15 protein-coding genes are annotated in these 15699 nt (G+C 68.1%); 6 read left to right on the top strand and 9 right to left on the bottom strand.

Annotated elements, in window-relative coordinates:
- On the top strand, nucleotides 1–673 hold a 673-nt coding region (gene thiL / locus EQG76_RS13990), incomplete at its 5' end, for a thiamine-phosphate kinase (RefSeq protein ID WP_159714428.1).
- Between the two features lie 15 nt (nucleotides 674–688).
- Here thiL and EQG76_RS13985 read toward each other — a convergent pair.
- The gene (locus tag EQG76_RS13985; RefSeq protein ID WP_159714425.1) at nucleotides 689–1120 is read right to left on the bottom strand and encodes a helix-turn-helix domain-containing protein; all 432 of its coding nucleotides are present in this window, start codon (nucleotides 1118–1120) and stop codon (nucleotides 689–691) included.
- Between the two features lie 218 nt (nucleotides 1121–1338).
- On the opposite strand from EQG76_RS13985, the gene apaG reads away from it, so the two are divergent.
- On the top strand, nucleotides 1339–1731 hold the full coding sequence (gene apaG, locus EQG76_RS13980; protein WP_159714422.1) for a Co2+/Mg2+ efflux protein ApaG: 393 nt from the start codon (nucleotides 1339–1341) through the stop codon (nucleotides 1729–1731).
- A gap of 363 nt (nucleotides 1732–2094) precedes the next feature.
- Entirely contained in the window at nucleotides 2095–3741 is a 1647-nt protein-coding gene (locus tag EQG76_RS13975; RefSeq protein WP_159714419.1) for a multicopper oxidase family protein, read from the top strand.
- Between the two features lie 82 nt (nucleotides 3742–3823).
- Here EQG76_RS13975 and EQG76_RS13970 read toward each other — a convergent pair whose 3' ends face one another.
- Nucleotides 3824–4291: a YHS domain-containing (seleno)protein gene (locus tag EQG76_RS13970; protein WP_159714397.1), complete on the bottom strand. Its 468-nt coding sequence runs from the start codon at nucleotides 4289–4291 to the stop codon at nucleotides 3824–3826.
- Between the two features lie 97 nt (nucleotides 4292–4388).
- Here EQG76_RS13970 and EQG76_RS13965 point away from each other — a divergent pair, with 97 nt between their 5' ends.
- Nucleotides 4389–6302, top strand: a complete 1914-nt coding sequence (locus EQG76_RS13965) for an adenylate/guanylate cyclase domain-containing protein (RefSeq protein WP_159714394.1) — start codon at nucleotides 4389–4391, stop codon at nucleotides 6300–6302.
- A gap of 18 nt (nucleotides 6303–6320) precedes the next feature.
- On the opposite strand, the gene EQG76_RS13960 is transcribed toward EQG76_RS13965, so the two are convergent.
- The 6 genes from EQG76_RS13960 to EQG76_RS13935 all read right to left on the bottom strand — a co-directional run bounded on the left by EQG76_RS13960 (nucleotide 6321) and on the right by EQG76_RS13935 (nucleotide 11165).
- Entirely contained in the window at nucleotides 6321–7661 is a 1341-nt protein-coding gene (locus tag EQG76_RS13960) for a glutamine synthetase family protein (protein WP_200840809.1), read from the bottom strand.
- Nucleotides 7636–8433 carry a gamma-glutamyl-gamma-aminobutyrate hydrolase family protein gene (locus EQG76_RS13955; protein WP_159714388.1) on the bottom strand — a complete coding sequence of 266 codons (798 nt, stop codon included), beginning with the start codon at nucleotides 8431–8433 and terminating at the stop codon, nucleotides 7636–7638. Before EQG76_RS13955 ends, EQG76_RS13960 begins: the two co-directional genes overlap by 26 nt.
- Nucleotides 8434–8484: 51 nt before the next feature.
- Entirely contained in the window at nucleotides 8485–9264 is a 780-nt protein-coding gene (locus EQG76_RS13950) for a diguanylate cyclase domain-containing protein (protein WP_159714385.1), read from the bottom strand.
- Nucleotides 9265–9485: 221 nt separating this feature from the next.
- Entirely contained in the window at nucleotides 9486–9881 is a 396-nt protein-coding gene (locus tag EQG76_RS13945; protein WP_159714364.1) for a PIN domain-containing protein, read from the bottom strand.
- Nucleotides 9871–10107, bottom strand: coding sequence for an AbrB/MazE/SpoVT family DNA-binding domain-containing protein (locus EQG76_RS13940; RefSeq protein ID WP_159714361.1), 237 nt, complete (start codon nucleotides 10105–10107; stop codon nucleotides 9871–9873). Before EQG76_RS13940 ends, EQG76_RS13945 begins: the two co-directional genes overlap by 11 nt.
- Nucleotides 10108–10229: 122 nt before the next feature.
- Complete coding sequence (locus EQG76_RS13935; protein ID WP_159714434.1) at nucleotides 10230–11165, bottom strand: LysR substrate-binding domain-containing protein; 936 nt, start codon at nucleotides 11163–11165, stop codon at nucleotides 10230–10232.
- A gap of 224 nt (nucleotides 11166–11389) precedes the next feature.
- Between EQG76_RS13935 and EQG76_RS13930 the strand changes: the two genes are divergently transcribed.
- Nucleotides 11390–12034 carry a hydrolase gene (locus tag EQG76_RS13930; RefSeq protein ID WP_159714358.1) on the top strand — a complete coding sequence of 215 codons (645 nt, stop codon included), beginning with the start codon at nucleotides 11390–11392 and terminating at the stop codon, nucleotides 12032–12034.
- Nucleotides 12035–12100: 66 nt separating this feature from the next.
- A complete protein-coding gene (locus EQG76_RS13925) occupies nucleotides 12101–12688 on the top strand; it encodes a nuclear transport factor 2 family protein (RefSeq protein ID WP_200840808.1) in 588 nt (195 codons plus the stop codon).
- A 108-nt stretch (nucleotides 12689–12796) separates the two neighbouring features.
- Here EQG76_RS13925 and polA read toward each other — a convergent pair whose 3' ends face one another.
- Entirely contained in the window at nucleotides 12797–15511 is a 2715-nt protein-coding gene (gene polA / locus EQG76_RS13920) for a DNA polymerase I (protein WP_159714355.1), read from the bottom strand.
- Between the last annotated feature and the right edge of the window lie 188 nt (nucleotides 15512–15699).

Genomic DNA, 15699 nt, shown 5'->3' with positions numbered 1-15699 from the left:
CGGCTGGCTGGACGGCTTCGTCGCCGGCTTGGCGGAAGACCAGCGGCGGTTCGGCATTCATCTCCTGGGCGGCGACACCGTCTCGACGCCGGGCCCCTTGTTCTTCTCGCTGACCGTGCTGGGCCGCCTCCCGGCCGGCACTGCCCTCACGCGGACCGGGGCCCGGTCGGGCGACCTCGTCTGCGTGTCCGGCACGCTCGGCGACGGCGCGCTCGGCCTGGCCATCCTGGAAGGCCGGATCACCGCCCCGGCCGATGCCGCCGCCTATCTGGCCGGCCGCTACCGGGTGCCCGAGCCGCGCCTGGCGCTGGGCCAGGCCTTGCGTGGCCTTGCCAGCGCCTGCCTGGACGTGTCCGACGGCCTTCTGGGCGACCTCGGCCACATCCTGGCGGCCTCCGGGCCTGAAGGCGAGCTCGGCGCCCTGATCCGTGCCGGCGACCTGCCGCTCTCGCCCGCCGCCACTGCACTGCCCGGCGCCCTGGAAGCGGCGCTCACCGGGGGCGACGACTACGAACTCCTGTTCACCCTGCCGCCCCGCCACCGAGCGAGGCTCGCGGACCTGCCCGTGCCGGTCGCAGTGATCGGCGAGATCCGCAGCGGCGGCGGGACGGAGGTGCTGGGCCCGGACGGCGCCCCGCTAGCCCTGTCCGGCCGAAGCTGGACCCACTTCTGAACAGGCCGGCCCGCCTCAGGCGGCACGCGACTCGACGGCCGGCGGCCGCTGCAGGGAATGGCCCAGGATGCGCAGGATCGCCTCGGCCTGGTCCCAGGGCAGCGCCTGCTCGACCTGCAGCCAGACCCGGTTGCCGTCGTCGGCCAGGTGGCGCAGCGTGAAGCCGTGTGCCTTGCGGCTGTTCGGGATGTCCTGCTCCGGCATCGGGATCAGCTCCTCCGGCCCGACCGACAGCGCTGCCGCCAGCCGGTTGAGGATCGCCGGCCCCGGCAGGTTCTTGCCGCGGATATAGCCGCTGACATTGTCGCGGCCGATCCGGGCGCGCCTGGCCAGCTCCGACTGGGTCCAGCCCCGCTCGCGCATCACCATCAGGAGACGCTGCGCGAAAGCCGCCTTCATCGCGTCGTCGGCCCGGCCACTGTCGCGCCGGTCTTCATCAGTGCCCATGTCGCCACCGTCCATGTCTGAACAGCACTACCCTAATTCCACCGCTAGTTTAATTCAGCTGCTCTGATGCACGCGCCTGTCTGAATCTTCCTGCGCCTGCGCCTGCGCCCGGCCGGCACGTGCCGGGCCGCCACACCGGCACGACGGTCCTGGACAGGCGGGAACCTGCCGCTCAAGCTCCGGTTGTCGCCTCATCGCAGAATGGGTGGGCCGCCGCCATGTACAGTGCCACGACCCGGTCGATCGCCGTCTCGGTCGAGCCATTCTTCGTCGAAGACCAGTCCCGGCCCGAGGAACAGCGCTGGGTGTTCGGCTATCGCGTCCGGATCGCCAACCAGGGCGCCGAGCGCGTGCAACTGCTCGGCCGGCACTGGCGGATCACGGATGCGCGCGGCCGGATGATCGAGGTGCGCGGCGAGGGCGTGGTCGGCGAGCAGCCGCGCCTGGAGCCCGGCGAAACCTTCGAATACACCTCGGGCACGCCGCTCACCACGCCCACCGGGATGATGCTCGGCAGCTACCAGATGGTGAACGACCGGGGCGAGGAGTTCGACGTCCGCATCCCGGCCTTCTCCCTGGACGCGCCCGGCATCACCGCAACGTTGCACTGACGGGCGCGGCAGCGCATTCTGCAACTACCAGTAGATGCCGACCGGGTACCCGCGCGACGGGGCTGTGCCTTGCGCGCCTGCCGCCGGTGGCCATCGCCCCTCGCCTCGGCCGGGCGTCAGGCAGACGGGCGCGCCAAGTCACCGTCAAGTAGAACGATCCTGCCTGAAGCATGAAGCATCCGGACATCCCGGTGACCTTCCGTCTCCGGCCGTCTGCGGCAATGTCGACCAGTGCGGCAGCCAGTCCCGATCCTGATTGACGCGATCCTGAACCTGCCGCACCTTCGAGCCTGGGCAGGCAGGCGCGCCTTGCAGGGCCAGGGACAGTTCGGCCCGCAGATCTCGTGGTGGCGGAGAACGGCGATGATTCGATCGCGACTGGCCGGTGGTCTGGGCTGCGCTGCCGCGCTGGCGGCCATGCTCCTGTCCGGCGCCCTGCCGGTCCGGTCGGCCGAGCCCGAGCCAATGCCGGCCCAGCTCCAGGCCGCCCAGGCGATCGATGACCTACCCAACCCGCCGGAACTGCGCAGCCAGGACGGGGTGCTGCGCGCCACCCTCAGGATCAGGCCCGCCGAGATCACCGTGCGCGGCCGCAAGGTCCTCTCTAACGTGGTCAACGGCAGCTACCTGGCGCCGACCCTGCGCATCCGGCCGGGCGACACGATCCAGGTCAAGGCAGTCAACGAGATCGGGCCGTCGCAGGTCGGCATCGACCGGCCGCAGCCGACCAACATCCACTTCCACGGCATGGACGTCTCACCTAAGCGGCCCAACGGCGACAACGTGTTCCTGCGGATCGATCCTGGCCGCGAGCTGCGCTACGACGTGGCCGTGCCGGACGACCACCCGCTGGGCCTGCACTGGTACCACGCCCACGTTCATCACTATGTCGACGACCAGATCGGCTCCGGCATCTCGGGCATGCTGATCGTGGACGGGACGTTCGAGACCCAGTACCCGGAGCTGGCCAAGCTGCGCCGGCGGGTCATGGTCTTCAAGGACTTTACCTTCCCGGGCTTCAAGGACGGCGACGCGCGCGCCAAGTCGCTGAACGGCTTGGCCAACCCGCCGATCCGCGCGCGTCCCGGCGAGTTCCAGGTCTGGCAGCTCGGTAATCTGGGCGCAGATGCCTTCTTCGACATGCAGTTGGACGGTCACCGGGTCTGGCTGCTCGAGCGCGACGGCAACCTGCTCGCCAAGCCGGTGCGGATCGACCACGTCTTCCTGCCGCCGGGTGCGCGGGCCACGATCGTGGTGGAGGCGGGAAAGGCCGGGCGCTACGCCTTCCGCCACCGCAACGTCAACACCGGTCCCGCCGGCGACCCCAACCCCGCGGTCCAGCTCGGCACCTTCATCGTCGACGGCGAGCCCCGCCATGCCAGGCGCTTCCTCAAGCGCCTGAACGACGGCCCGGCCCGCCCGGACCTGATCCAGCCCAACGCCGCCGAGATCGCCGAGCTGAAGGTCGACCGGACCCGCTATGTCGACTTCTCGGAGAGCGCCGACGGCAACAGCTTCTTCATCAACAAGAAGATGTACGCGGACGACCGGATCGACACGCTTACCCGAGTGGGCCAGGTCGAGCGCTGGATCGTGCGCAACTTCACCCAGGAATACCACGTCTTCCACCTTCACCAGACGGCGTTCCTGGTCAGGCGCTTCTCCGGCGACCCGGACGAGACGCTGGGCGGCGGCCTGCGCGACGTGATCAACATCCCCTATGCCAAGAACGGCAAGCCCGGCATTGCCGAGATCATCATCCCGTTCACCAACCCGATCATCGCCGGCGACTTCGTCTATCACTGCCACTTGGTGCAGCACGAGGACGCTGGGATGATGGCCAACATCCGCGTCATGCCCCGCCGGACCGCGGCCGAGCAAGTTTGGGAAAAGCTGCAGGACTTCGCCGGCCTCGACCTGCCCTCGCTCTGGCCGACCTCAAGCGCCGAGGCCGGCACCTTCGCCGGCCTGGACTCCCCCATCTGCCGGTCTGGAGAGAGTGCCGAGTAGAACCTGGCTGCTCATCATCGTGCCGGCGCCGATTCCCCGACCGGGCGGCCGGCGCTGCGCGTAGCGGCCTCCTACCTCTGCTTCATGGCGTACGGCCTAGTTCCTTCCATTGCTCGGTGGCAGCGGCAATCTGGGCGTCAGGGTGAGCCACTGTCTCATCCCGGCCCGCCCGATCGTAGTGAAGATAGAGCCGCCCATCGACGATGACCCAGGCCTCGGGGTCGATAGGTGCCAGCCGGCCCAGCCCCACGCCTCCGGTGCAGAAGCCGCCGAACTGCGGGGCGTAGCGGTCGGGTTCACCCGCGAACAGGTCCCGATGCTCCGCGCTGGCGAACTGCCATCGCGCGTCCTGCCAGACATAGGCGAATTCGGGCTTGCCCCTGACCGGCCGGCCTTCCGTGAAATAGGCGACCGTATCGTAGCCGCGGATAGCGAGGTTGTCGGCGTCCTTGTTGATCCGCTCGCCCGCAGCGGCGGTGGCGGCCGCCAGGAGGATGGCGCAGACGGCGGCGCCCCGGATCCGACAGGTGGCGCTCAGGTCGAGGTTCATTGCGGCATCCTCCGCAAACCCTCACTATGTCCAATGCGCTTTCTATCCCTTGGCCGCGCGGGACGCTACGGGCGTGCCGCCGTCGATGGGACACGGAATGGTGGCCGGACCCGCGGACGCAACAGCTGAAGGTGCAGCGCACGGCCGCCGGCGCAAGCTGGCCGCGATCCTGAGCGCCGACGCGGTCGGCTTCTCGCGCCAGATGCACGAGGACGAGGCGGGCACGCATCTGCGCCTGCGCTCCAGCCGCGAGATCATCGACCGGCTGGTGGTGGAGCATGACGGCCGGGTCGTGGGCTCGGCCGGCGACAGCGTCCTGGCCGACTTCCCGAGCGTGGTCGAAGCACTCCGCTGTGCGGTGGACATCCAACAGGTCCTGCGCCGGCAAAACGCTGCGTTCCCGCCCGAGCAGCGGCTGGAGTTCCGCGTCGGCATCAACCTCGGCGACGTGATCGTCGACGGCGCGGACATCTACGGCGATGGCGTCAACATCGCAGCGCGCCTGCAGCAGCTCTGCGAGCCGGGCGGCATCCTGGTCTCGCAGACGGTCCACAACCATGTCCGCGGCAAGCTCGACTTCGCCTTCGAGCCGCTGGGCAGACACCGGTTCAAGAACATTCCCGAGCCGGTCGCCACGTTCCGCGTGTGCCTGAACGGGAGCGGCGCCCCCTCGCCGAAACGGCCGAAGCATCCGCTGCCGCACGCCCGGCCGGTCCGGATCACGGCCGCACTGCTGCTGCTCCTGGCCCTGGCCGGCGCCGGCCTCTGGTTTCCCGGCCGAGCTCTGCTGGGCGGCCGGCATGAGGAGCGTGTCGCGCCTGCCGGTCCGGGCATCATCGCCAAGCCCGTCATCGCGGTCCTGCCGTTCGCCAACCAGAGCGGCGACCCGAGCCAGGAATATCTGAGCGACGGGATCACCGAGGACCTGATCGCGGCACTGGGCCGCTTCTCCAGCCTGCGCGTGGTCGGCCGTGGCACGACCTTCACCTACAAGGGCAAGGCCGCCGATCCGGCCCGGATCGAGCGAGAGCTCGGAGCGCGCTATGTCGTCGAAGGCAGTGTCCGCCGCGCCGACCAGCGGATCCGGATCAGCGTCCAGCTCACTGACACGCGCGACGGGCTCCTGCTCTGGTCGGAGCGGTATGAGGAGAACCTGGCCGACGTGTTCACCGTGCAGGACGCGATCATCCAGCGGCTGGTCGGAACATTGGCCGTGCGGGTAACCCGCGCCGAGCAGGGGCGCGCTCTGACCAAGCCGCCCGGCGATCTTGCCGCCTACGACTATGTCCTGCGCGGCCATGAGCAACTGGCGCGGCGCACCCGCAGCGGCAACGCCGAGGCACGCGAGTTCTTCCGCAAGGCCATCGAGCTGGATCCGACCTATGCGATCGCCCATGTCGGCCTCGGCCGGGCCTATTTTGATGCAGCTCTGTTCGGCTGGACCGAGTGGCCGGCCAAGGCGCTGCAGAGCGCCAGGGAGTTCGCGGAGAAGGCCGTCCTGCTCGATGACGAAGAGGCGGGCGGGCACGTGCTGCTCAGCTGGTCGCACGAGTTCGAGCACCGTTTCGACCTCGCGAAGGCCGAGATCGATCGAGCGGTTGAGCTCAATCCCGGCGACCCGGAGGTCCGGGCCCAGCGCGGATCGATCTACCTCGCCAGCGGCGATATCGATGGAGCGATCCGTGAATTCGAGACCGTCCTGTCCTTCGACCCGATCCATGACCCCGTGTGGGCGGACCTGGGCGTGGCCTACTACCTGGACGGCCGCCCGCAGGATGCGCTGGGTATCCTGGAGCGGAACCTGGGTCGCAGACCTGACCGGGTGATGGCCTGGGCCGTGCTGGCGGCTGCGTCCGCGGAACTCGGCCATACGGTGCAGGCGCAGGACGCCGCGGCCAGGGTGCTGAAGCTCAATCCCTTCTTCGCGGCAGACGACCTGGCGGCCCTCTATGCCCAGCCGGACCAGCGCCAGCGCCTGGTCGCTGGTCTCCAACGGGCGGGGCTGCCCTGACGGGCTCCCTCGCGTGCCCTACACGTTCAGCAGCAGGTGCTCCCGCTCCCAGGAGCTGATCACCGACTGATACGCCGCGTGCTCGGTCTCCTTGACCGCCAGCATCACCTCGACGAACTCCTCGCCCAGCACCTCGCGCATGGTCTTGGACGCGGCCAGCTTCTCCAGCCCCTCGCCCAGCTGGGTCGGCAGCGAGTGGGACAGGCGGTAGGCGCTGCCCGAGATCGGCTTGGTCGGCTCCAGCCCCTGGACCATGCCGAGATAGCCGCAGGCCAGCGATGCGGCGATCGCCAGATAGGGATTGGCGTCCGCCCCCGCGATCCGGTTCTCGATCCGCCGCGATTCCGGGGCGCTGGCCGGCACGCGCAGGCCGACCGTACGGTTCTCGGTACCCCAGTGGACGTTGATGGGGGCGGTGGAGAAGCGGCGCAGTCGCCGGTAGCTGTTCACGTTGGGGGCCAGCAGCGGCATGCATTGCGGCAGGTATTTTTGCAGGCCGGCGATGTGCGCCAGGAACAGGTCGGCATAGCCCTCCTCCCCCTCGGCGAACAGGTTCCGCCCGGTCCGGACGTCCACCACCGACTGGTGGATATGCATGGACGAGCCCGGCTCGCGCTCCATGGGCTTGGCCATGAAGGTCGCGTAGATGCCGTGCTTCAGCGCGGCGTGGCGCAGGGTGCGCTTGAACAGGAACGCCTCGTCCGCGAGGTCCAGCGGCTCGCCATGGGCGAAGTTGATCTCCATCTGGGCGGCGCCCGATTCATGGGTCATGCCGTCCACGTCGATCTCCTGCGCCTCGCACCAGGCGTAGACGTCCTCGAAGATCGGGTCGAACTCGTTGAGCGCGTCGATGCCGAAGCTCTGCCGCCCGGTCTCCGGCCGCTTGGAACGCCCGATCGGCGGCTCCAGCGGATAGTCCGGGTCGGTGTTGATCTTGGTGAGGAAGAATTCCAGCTCCGGCGCGACCACCGGCTTCCAGCCGCGCTCCTGGTAGAGCCCGACCACCCGGCGCAGCACCTGGCGGGCCGCGATCGTCACCGGCTGGCCGTCATGGTGATGGACATCGCAGATCACCTGCGCGGTCGGCTCGTCGTACCAGGGCACCAGGCGCAGCGAATCATGGTCCGGCCGCATCCGCACGTCCCGGTCGGCCGGGTCGATCACGTCCTCCTCCGGATAGTCGCCGGTCACGGTCTGGATGAACACACTCTCCGGGATGCGCAGCGTGTCGTCTTCCAGCGACTTCAGGAACTTGTAGGCCGGCAGCACCTTGCCCCGGCCGATCCCGTTGATGTCGACGATGAGGCACTCGACCTCGGTGATGTGCCGTTCCTCAAGCCACGCGGCGATATCGACCATGCTGCACCCTGGTTTGCGCGCGGGCCCGGCAGGCATCCCCGAACGCTTGAAACATCCTCACGCTGTCCGGATTCTCCATCGCCCGCCATTCGGGATGCCACTGCACCCCCAGCACGAAGCCCGGCGCATCCGGCACGCTCGCCGCCTCCGGCGTGCCGTCCGGGGCGACCGCCTCGATCCGCAGCCGTGCCGCCACCCGGTCGAGCCCCTGGCCGTGCAGCGTGTTCACCCTGGTCGACTCCACGCCGCCCAGGATTCGCTGGAGCAGGCCGCCCGGGGCCAGCCGGATCTCGTGGCGCGGCTCGTAGCGCATGGCCGGCGGCCGGTCCTTTTGCGAGCGGTGGTCGAAGCGGCCTGCCACCTCGTGCAGATGCTGGTGCAGCGTGCCGCCCAGCGCCACGTTCAGCTCCTGGAAGCCCCGGCAGATCGCGAAGATCGGCAAGCCCGTCTCGATCGCCCGGCGGATCAGCGGCAGGGTGGTGGCATCGCGCGCGGCATCGGCGATGTTGCCCTCGCGCGGCGGCGGGCCGCCATAATGCTGCGGGTCGACATTGCTCGGGCTGCCGGTGAGCAGGAGCCCGTCCAGCCGCTCCACCAGGAGGTCGGCGTCGGCCGCGTGGCCAAGCGCCGGGATCACCAGCGGCGTGCCACGGCAAGCCTGGACCACCACGTTCAGGTACTTGGCGCCGACCTGATGGCTGCCCAGCCCGTCCTCGCTCTCGCGCAGGCAGGCGGTGACGCCGATCAGGGGAAGCAGAACCCGGTCATTCATGCTGCACAGGTATCCCAGGGCTGAAGGGGCGACAAGCCGGCCCGGCAGTGCTTAGGGCAGGGTCCGGCTGGCCAGGGAAACGAAACGGCCGCCGGCCATGGCGGCCTGCGCCAGCGCCGCGCGGGCGGCCGGCAGGATCGCAGCGAGGTCGGGTGCCCGTGCATGCGCCAGGCCGATGCGCACGCCGAACAGACGCTCGGCACCTTCCACCTCCAAAGGCTGGGCCAGCAGCGTGGACAACCGGACCGCCAGCGTCTCGGCCCCCTCGGGCCCGCTCACCACCGCCACCACCGCGCGCAGCCCGTCCTCCTGCGGCAGGAGATGGTCGACCGTGCGCAGGCTGGCGCGCAGCCGCTCGTCGAGCCTGGCGAGCGCGGCATCGGCCGCAGCAGGGCCGAGCTCGGCCGCCAGCCGCTCCATGCCCAGCGGCTCCAGCAGGAGCAGCGCCACCGCCCGGTCCTGTTCCGCGGCACTGCGCGCCGCGCGCAAGAGCCGCTCGTCCAACGGCGACAGGTCGGCGCCGACTGGGAACTGGAAGCCGCCTGTCTCCTCGCGCAGGCCCGTCGGCTGGCGGCGCGTCTCGCCGCGCAGCACCCGTCTGCCCCCGCCTCCGGCCAGCTCGATCACCTCGAGTGCCACCGCACCGCCATGGCGGCCCGGCAGGAGCACGCGCCCGTCCCGCCCGTCCAGCGCCACTTGGCCCTGGAGCACCGCCTCGTTCACCAGCAGGCGCAGCGCCCGGTTTGCGAGCACTACGCCCCCCGCCGGATCCAGCACCGCGAGCGGCAAGGGCGAACTGTCGGCGACGACATCCAGCAGCGTCTCGGCCATGGCAGCACCTGCGGCAGCGGGCTCAGGCATGGAGTATTGGCAAGGAAGCGGGGAGATTTTCAACTATTATGTTATGTTGCGCCGCCGCTTCTCCCGCGACACGACGGCGCGAGGCGGAAGCGACGGCAGCCGGCCGCTCCTATGTCGGCCTGGCCAAACAGGATGCCTTGGTCAGGGAAGCGGCTCCACCCGGCAATGCTGCCTAGCATGAGGGCAGCCGGTCACAGGAACGGGTTGCGGATGGTCAACTGCCCGGCGACCACCATCCCGTCCTGCATGTCCTCGCTCCACAGGATAGCGCAGCCGGCATCCAGGGCGGCAGCGACGATCATCGCATCATAGACCGACAGGCCGTAGCGCCGGGCCAGCTGCAGGCCCAGCTCATGGGTGCGGACGGTGAGATCCACCACCGGCAGCAGACTGCGCAGCTGGCCCAACCGCTGCTCGATCTCGGGCCAGTCCAGCTGCCGCTTCTTGCGCAGGATGTTCAGAGTCTCGTTCAGCACCTGGACGCTGATCGTCGGCGAGCGGCGCAGGATCGTTCGCGCCGCTGCCGCCTTGGGTCCGGCACTCGCCGCGTAGATGACGATGTTGGTGTCCGCGAACTCAGCGGGCATTCGCCTCGTCCCGGTCGAACCGGTAGTCCGCGGGCACAGCGGGCCGAGCATCGCATTCGGCGAAGAACTGATCCCATTCCGCGCTCTTCGCCCGCACCCGGAAGGCGTGGAGACTGCCCTGGCCGGCCACCAGCTCGATCTGGTCGCCTTCCTTCAGCCCCATTTCCTCGACCAGCCTGGCAGGCAGCCGGATGGCCAGGCTGTTGCCCCAGCGCGCGATCTGCATGGCTCACCTCCGATGAGGATATACATGCCCAAAGTATGTAGATCATCCGTCTCGCTACGGCAAGCTGCCGCCAGGACCAGGCGCAGCCTCGTTCTCAGCCTCGCAGCCCCTGGGTGAAACGATCATGGCGACGCTGGTATCGGTGGTACGACCAAGTCCGCCTGGGCTCGCTGGATGGCGCATTCGCGGACCAGGAAATCGACCAGGACCCGCACGGACGGAAGCAGTCCACGCCGGGAGGGGAAGACCGCATGGACGATTCCTGACCGTGGTCGCCAATCGGGAAGTATGTGGATGAGCCGGGCCGCACGGATATCATCCCAGACGAAGATGGTCGGCAGCTGCACGACGCCCGTCCCTGCGATCGCCGCGTTCCGCAGGACCGACATGTCGTCCGTGACCAGGCGGGGTGCGTGCGGGACCGTCGTCACCTGACCATCAGCGTGATGCAGGGCCCAGACATGGTCCCGATGCGGCCGCTGTTGATCCAGGCTCGGCAACATGTGGAGATCCGTGGGCGACTCTATGGCGCGGTCGATCAGGCCAGGCGCCGCAACCAGGCACTGGACGCTCTCGTCCAGTCGCCTCATGACCAGGTCGGTCGGCTCCAACGGCGGAAACCGCACGCGAATCGCCAGGTCGAGCCCTTCGGCGATCACATCGACACGGCGGTTCGTGCTCTCCAACTGTATCTGGATGGCGGGGTACTGCATCATGAAGCGGGCGATCAGCTCGCCGAACTGAAAGGACAGGAGCCCCGTCGGACAAGTCATCCGCACCAGGCCCCGCGGCTCCACCTGGATCTGCGCGGCGATCTGCTCGGCCGCCTCCGCTTCCACGATCATTGCGACGCAGCGCTCGTAGAACTCGCGCCCGATCTCGGTCACCGAGAAGCGGCGCGACGACCGATGGAGGAGGCGAACGCCGAGGCGCTCTTCGAGGAGCAGGACCCGGCGGCTCAGCCGCGATTTCTGGATGCCGAGCGCGCGCCCGGCCGCTGAGAAGCCGCCGTGATCAACCACGGCCGCGAAGTAATAGAGATCGTTGAGGTCCCGCATCGTCTTCACGGTAGGACGCTGCGTCGTACCGGGCAAGCTTTCCACATCATCGTTGCGCTTTTATCTCTGGCCCACGCAATCATGAGTTGCGCCCCCGACAAGGGCCGGACCGGACCCAAGATCGGCTTCAATTTCTGAGGATGGCACGCGCTCGCTCGTCCGCTTGGTCGAGGCTGCGGACCGCCTCCAGCGCAGAATGTCCAATCAAGGCAGGAGGCCTACCAATGGCCAGTGAAACCACTCGCAACGCGCAGACCGACCATCTTCTCACGCCAGAGAATTCGGTTTTCATCATCATCGACTATCAACCGATTCAGGTCTCGTCGATCCGCTCGATGCCCCGCGAAGAGCTGGTGTTCAACATCGTGAGCACCGCGAAGGCGGCGATGAACTACAACCTTCCGATCGTCCACTCGACCGTCAATGTCGCAACCGGCCGCAACAAGCCGCCCATCCAGGAGCTGCAGGACGTGCTCGGCCACCTGCCGACATACGACCGCACGTCGATCAACAGCTGGGAGGACACCGAGTTCAAGCAGGCGGTCAAGGCGATCGGCCGGCGAAAGCTCATCATGACCGCCCTCTGGACCGAAGCGTGCCTGACCTTCCCAGCACTCGATGCGATCCAGGAAGGCTATGAGGTCTATGTGCCGGTCGATGCGGTGGGCGGCACCTCGATCGCCGCGCACGAGGCGGCGCTGCGTCGCATCGAGCAGGCCGGCGGGAAGCTCATCAGCCGTGTGCAGATGTATTGCGAGCTTCAGCGCGACTGGGCGCGTGAGGCGACGGTGCCCGGTTTCATGGGCGTCTTCGACAGTTTCGACGGGTTCAACCCCGAAAAGGCAGCCGAGGAAGCGGCCAGGGGCTGAGGCCTGACGTTACCGCCATCCCGAACCACCGCAGACAGAAACCTGAACAGCGCAAGGAACAAGCACATGACGGTTCTCAATCTTCCCAAGGCAGTTCTCGCAGCTGCCCTTGCGATGGGCGCTCCTGTCTTGCTGTTAGCGCCTGCCGCAGCGCAGGCAACGGGTTCGCAGGATCAGTCTGCCGCGTCCCTGGCCGTCGTCATGGATTTCCTGTCCAACACGGCCCCGGACAAGGTCGAGGCTGCGGCCGCCCGCCTCGTAGCGCCCGACGCCGTTTACGTATCGCTGAACTTCGACAACCCCGAACTGAAGCAGATCGAGCCGTGGGCGGGGACTGCCACGGGCCCTGACGCGTACAGCAGCACCTTCCTTCGGGTCGCAGAATACTGGCAGATCGAGGACTTCACGATCACCGACAAGCTGGCTTCAGCCGAGGATGTCGCCATTTTCGGCAAGTTCACCTATCGTTCGGTTGAAGTAGGCCATGTCTTCACCTCGCCATTCTCAATTCACACCAAGGTACGTGACGGCAAGATGGTCTACTTCCAGTTCATGGAAGACACCTACGCATCGGCGAGTTCATTCCGCCAGAGCGGCTCGTGGACCGTAAAGACGACCAAGGGGACCCCGGCATTCGAGGTCGGCGCAAGGTAACCTTGTCTGGCGAACGGATGGACAGGGATTCGGCGGAGTGACGGGCACTGGCTTCGCAGAATCTGCGGCGAGCGCCAAAGCTTGCAGCCGGTGGCAGTCACGCCTGGTCTAGTGCGCCGCCCCCCAGCTGTGCCCGGTGCCGACCTCGACCTCCAGCGGCACGCTCAACGACGCCGCCCCCTCCATCGCCGCCCGCACCAGTGCCGCCGTCGGCTCGACCTCGCTTTCCGGCACTTCCAGCAGCAGTTCGTCGTGGACCTGGAGCAAGAGGCGCGCACCCGCCCGCTCCTCCTTGAGCCGCCTGGCCAGGCGCAGCATCGCCCGCTTCATGATGTCGGCGGCCGTCCCCTGGATCGGGGCGTTGATCGCGGCGCGCTCGGCATAGGCCCGGCGGGATGGCAGCTTGGACAGGATCTCCGGCACCCAGCAGCGCCGCCCGTCCACGGTCAGCACATGGCCCTTCTCCCGCGCCTCCGCCTTGGTCTGGTCCATGTATTCGCGGATGCCGGGATATTGCTCGAAATAGCGGTCGATATAGTCCTTGGCCTGGGCGTGCGGGATGCCCAGGCGCTGGGCCAGGCCGAACGCCCCGATCCCGTAGACGATGCCGTAATTGATGGTCTTGGCGCTGCGGCGCAGGTCGCCGCTCACCTCCTCCACCGGCAGGCCGAACATCTGTGCCGCGGTCAGCCGATGGATGTCGATGCCGTTGGCGAACGCCTCCTTGAGCGTCGCCAGCTCGGCCATGTGCGCCAGGATGCGCAGCTCGACCTGCGAATAGTCCGCCGACATCAGCACATGGCCGGGCTCGGCGATAAAGGCCTCGCGGATCCGCCGGCCTTCCTCGGTGCGGATCGGGATGTTCTGCAAGTTGGGCTCGGTCGAGCTGAGGCGCCCGGTCGAGGTGGAGGCCAGCATGTAGGAGGTGTGCACCCGCCCATCGACTGGGCTGATCTGCTCGATCAGCGCATCGGTATAGGTGCGGGTCAGCTTCTGCAGCTGGCGCCACTGCAGCACCACCTTGGGCAGCTCATGGCCCTGCTCGGCCAGCTGCTCCAAGACGTCCGCATCGGTGACATAGGCCCCGGCCTTGCCCTTCTTGCCGCCGGGAATGCCCATCTCGTCGAACAGCACCTCGCCCAGCTGCTTGGGCGAGCCGATGTTGAAGCTGTGGCCCACCAGCTTGGCCGCCTCGGCCTCGTAGGCCGCCATGCGCTGGCCGAACTCGCCGGACATCCGGCGCAACAGGTCGCGGTCCACCGCCACCCCGTGCAGCTCCATCTGCGCCACCACCGCCGGCAGCGGCCGGTCCAGCTCCTCGTAGACCCGGACCATCTTCTCCTCGACCAGGCGCTTCTTCAGCACCTTCCAGAGGCGATAGGTGATCAGCGCGTCCTCGGCGGCATAGTCGGTGGCCTTGGCGACCTCGACCTTGGCGAAGCCGATCCGTGCCTTGCCGGTGCCGGTCAGCGAATCGTAGCTGATCGTGTCATGGTCGAGATGGCGCTTGGCCAGCTCGTCCATGCCATGGCCGTGCCTGGCCCCGTCCAGCACGTAGCTGATCAGCAGCGTGTCGTCATAAGGCGTGATCGTGGCCCGGTACTTGGCCAGCACGCCCATGTCGTATTTCAGGTTATGCCCGATCTTGAGGATCGACGGTTCCTCCAGGATCGGCCGGAGCCGGTCGATCACCGCATCTGTCTCGAGCTGCCCCTCGCAGCGTTGGCCGAACGCGTCCTCGTGGCACAAGGGGACATAGATCCCCTCCTCCTCGTCCACCGCCATGGACAGGCCGACCAGGGTCGCGTCCATGATGCTGAGCGAGGTGGTCTCGGTGTCGATCGCGAGATAGCCCCCGGCCTTCGCCCTCGCGAGGAATCCGTCCAGCTCGGTGAAGTCGGTGATCGCCCGGAAGCGCACCTCGCGCCGGACCGCCTCCGCCTGGTGCACCGCCGCGGCCTCGGCCAGCAGGCCCACCCGGGAGATCAGCGCCTTGAAGCCGTTCTCCTGGAGGAAGGGCAGCAGCGTGGCCGGGTCGATCGAGGCGCGGCCGATCTCGGCGAAGGTCAGCGGCAGCGGCGCGTCGTCCTTCAGCCCCACCAGCTCGTAGGACAGCCGCGCCTTGTCCGCGTTGCTTTCCAGCGTCTCACGCCGCTTGGGCTGCTTGATCTTCGCCGTGGCGGCCAGCAGCCCCTCCAGCGACCCGTATTCCGTGATGAGCTGCGCCGCCGTCTTCACCCCGATGCCCGGCACGCCCGGCACGTTGTCCGACGTGTCGCCTGCCAGCGCCAGCACGTCGCGCACCCGCTCGGGGCCCACGCCGAACCGCTCGACCACCTCGTGATGGCCGATGTTCTTGCCCTTCATCGGGTCGAACATGAACACCCCGTCCGAGACGAGCTGCATCAGGTCCTTGTCGGAACTGACGATCTCGACGACCCGCCCTTCGGCCTTGGCCGCCCTGGCATAGGAGGCGATCAGGTCGTCCGCCTCGTAGCCTTCCAGCTCCACCACCGGCAGTCCGAAGGCGCGTGCCGCATCGCGCACCAAGGAGAACTGCGGCCGCAGCTCCGGCGGCGGCTCTGCCCGGTTCGCCTTGTACTCCTCGTACATCTCGTTGCGGAACGAGGAGCGTGAATGGTCGAACACGACCAGGAGATCGTCCTCCGGCCGGTCGGTCATCAGCTTGAACAGCATGGACGCGAAGCCGAACACGGCGTTGACCGGCGTGCCGTCCGGCCGGGTCATCGGCGGCAGCGCGAAGAACGCCCGGAAGATGTAGCCGGAGCCATCGACCAGGACGAGGCGAGATGCGGTGCTCATGGGCGGGGAACCTAGCCGCAGCGGGCCAATCCCAACAGGGGGCAAGCATCCTGTCGCATGCCCGGCTGCCCGCCACGATCCGGCAGACCACCGCCCCCCACGCCCGTCTGCCGACAGCCTTGAGATGATGTTGAACTTCAAGTGGCTGACCGCCGGTCACCGCCTGCTGTTCGTCCTGACCGGCACCG

The sequence above is a fragment of the Geminicoccus flavidas genome, assembly GCF_009806515.1.
Classification (GTDB): domain Bacteria; phylum Pseudomonadota; class Alphaproteobacteria; order Geminicoccales; family Geminicoccaceae; genus Geminicoccus; species Geminicoccus flavidus.
This window is presented reverse-complemented; position numbering and strand designations above follow the sequence as displayed.

Bases quoted from the DNA above. Each gene is read 5' to 3' on its own strand.
- EQG76_RS13975 (WP_159714419.1), top strand. From the start codon at position 2,095: ATGATTCGATCGCGACTGGCCGGTGGTCTGGGCTGCGCTGCCGCGCTG.
- EQG76_RS13970 (WP_159714397.1), bottom strand. From the start codon at position 4,291: ATGAACCTCGACCTGAGCGCCACCTGTCGGATCCGGGGCGCCGCCGTC.
- EQG76_RS13940 (WP_159714361.1), bottom strand. From the start codon at position 10,107: ATGCAGATCGCGCGCTGGGGCAACAGCCTGGCCATCCGGCTGCCTGCC.
- polA (WP_159714355.1), bottom strand. From the start codon at position 15,511: ATGAGCACCGCATCTCGCCTCGTCCTGGTCGATGGCTCCGGCTACATC.
- EQG76_RS13985 (WP_159714425.1), bottom strand. From the start codon at position 1,120: ATGGGCACTGATGAAGACCGGCGCGACAGTGGCCGGGCCGACGACGCG.
- apaG (WP_159714422.1), top strand. From the start codon at position 1,339: ATGTACAGTGCCACGACCCGGTCGATCGCCGTCTCGGTCGAGCCATTC.
- EQG76_RS13960 (WP_200840809.1), bottom strand. From the start codon at position 7,661: ATGGTCGATATCGCCGCGTGGCTTGAGGAACGGCACATCACCGAGGTC.
- EQG76_RS13935 (WP_159714434.1), bottom strand. From the start codon at position 11,165: ATGCGGGACCTCAACGATCTCTATTACTTCGCGGCCGTGGTTGATCAC.
- EQG76_RS13955 (WP_159714388.1), bottom strand. From the start codon at position 8,433: ATGAATGACCGGGTTCTGCTTCCCCTGATCGGCGTCACCGCCTGCCTG.
- EQG76_RS13945 (WP_159714364.1), bottom strand. From the start codon at position 9,881: ATGCCCGCTGAGTTCGCGGACACCAACATCGTCATCTACGCGGCGAGT.
- EQG76_RS13925 (WP_200840808.1), top strand. From the start codon at position 12,101: ATGACGGTTCTCAATCTTCCCAAGGCAGTTCTCGCAGCTGCCCTTGCG.
- EQG76_RS13950 (WP_159714385.1), bottom strand. From the start codon at position 9,264: ATGGCCGAGACGCTGCTGGATGTCGTCGCCGACAGTTCGCCCTTGCCG.
- EQG76_RS13930 (WP_159714358.1), top strand. From the start codon at position 11,390: ATGGCCAGTGAAACCACTCGCAACGCGCAGACCGACCATCTTCTCACG.
- EQG76_RS13965 (WP_159714394.1), top strand. From the start codon at position 4,389: ATGGTGGCCGGACCCGCGGACGCAACAGCTGAAGGTGCAGCGCACGGC.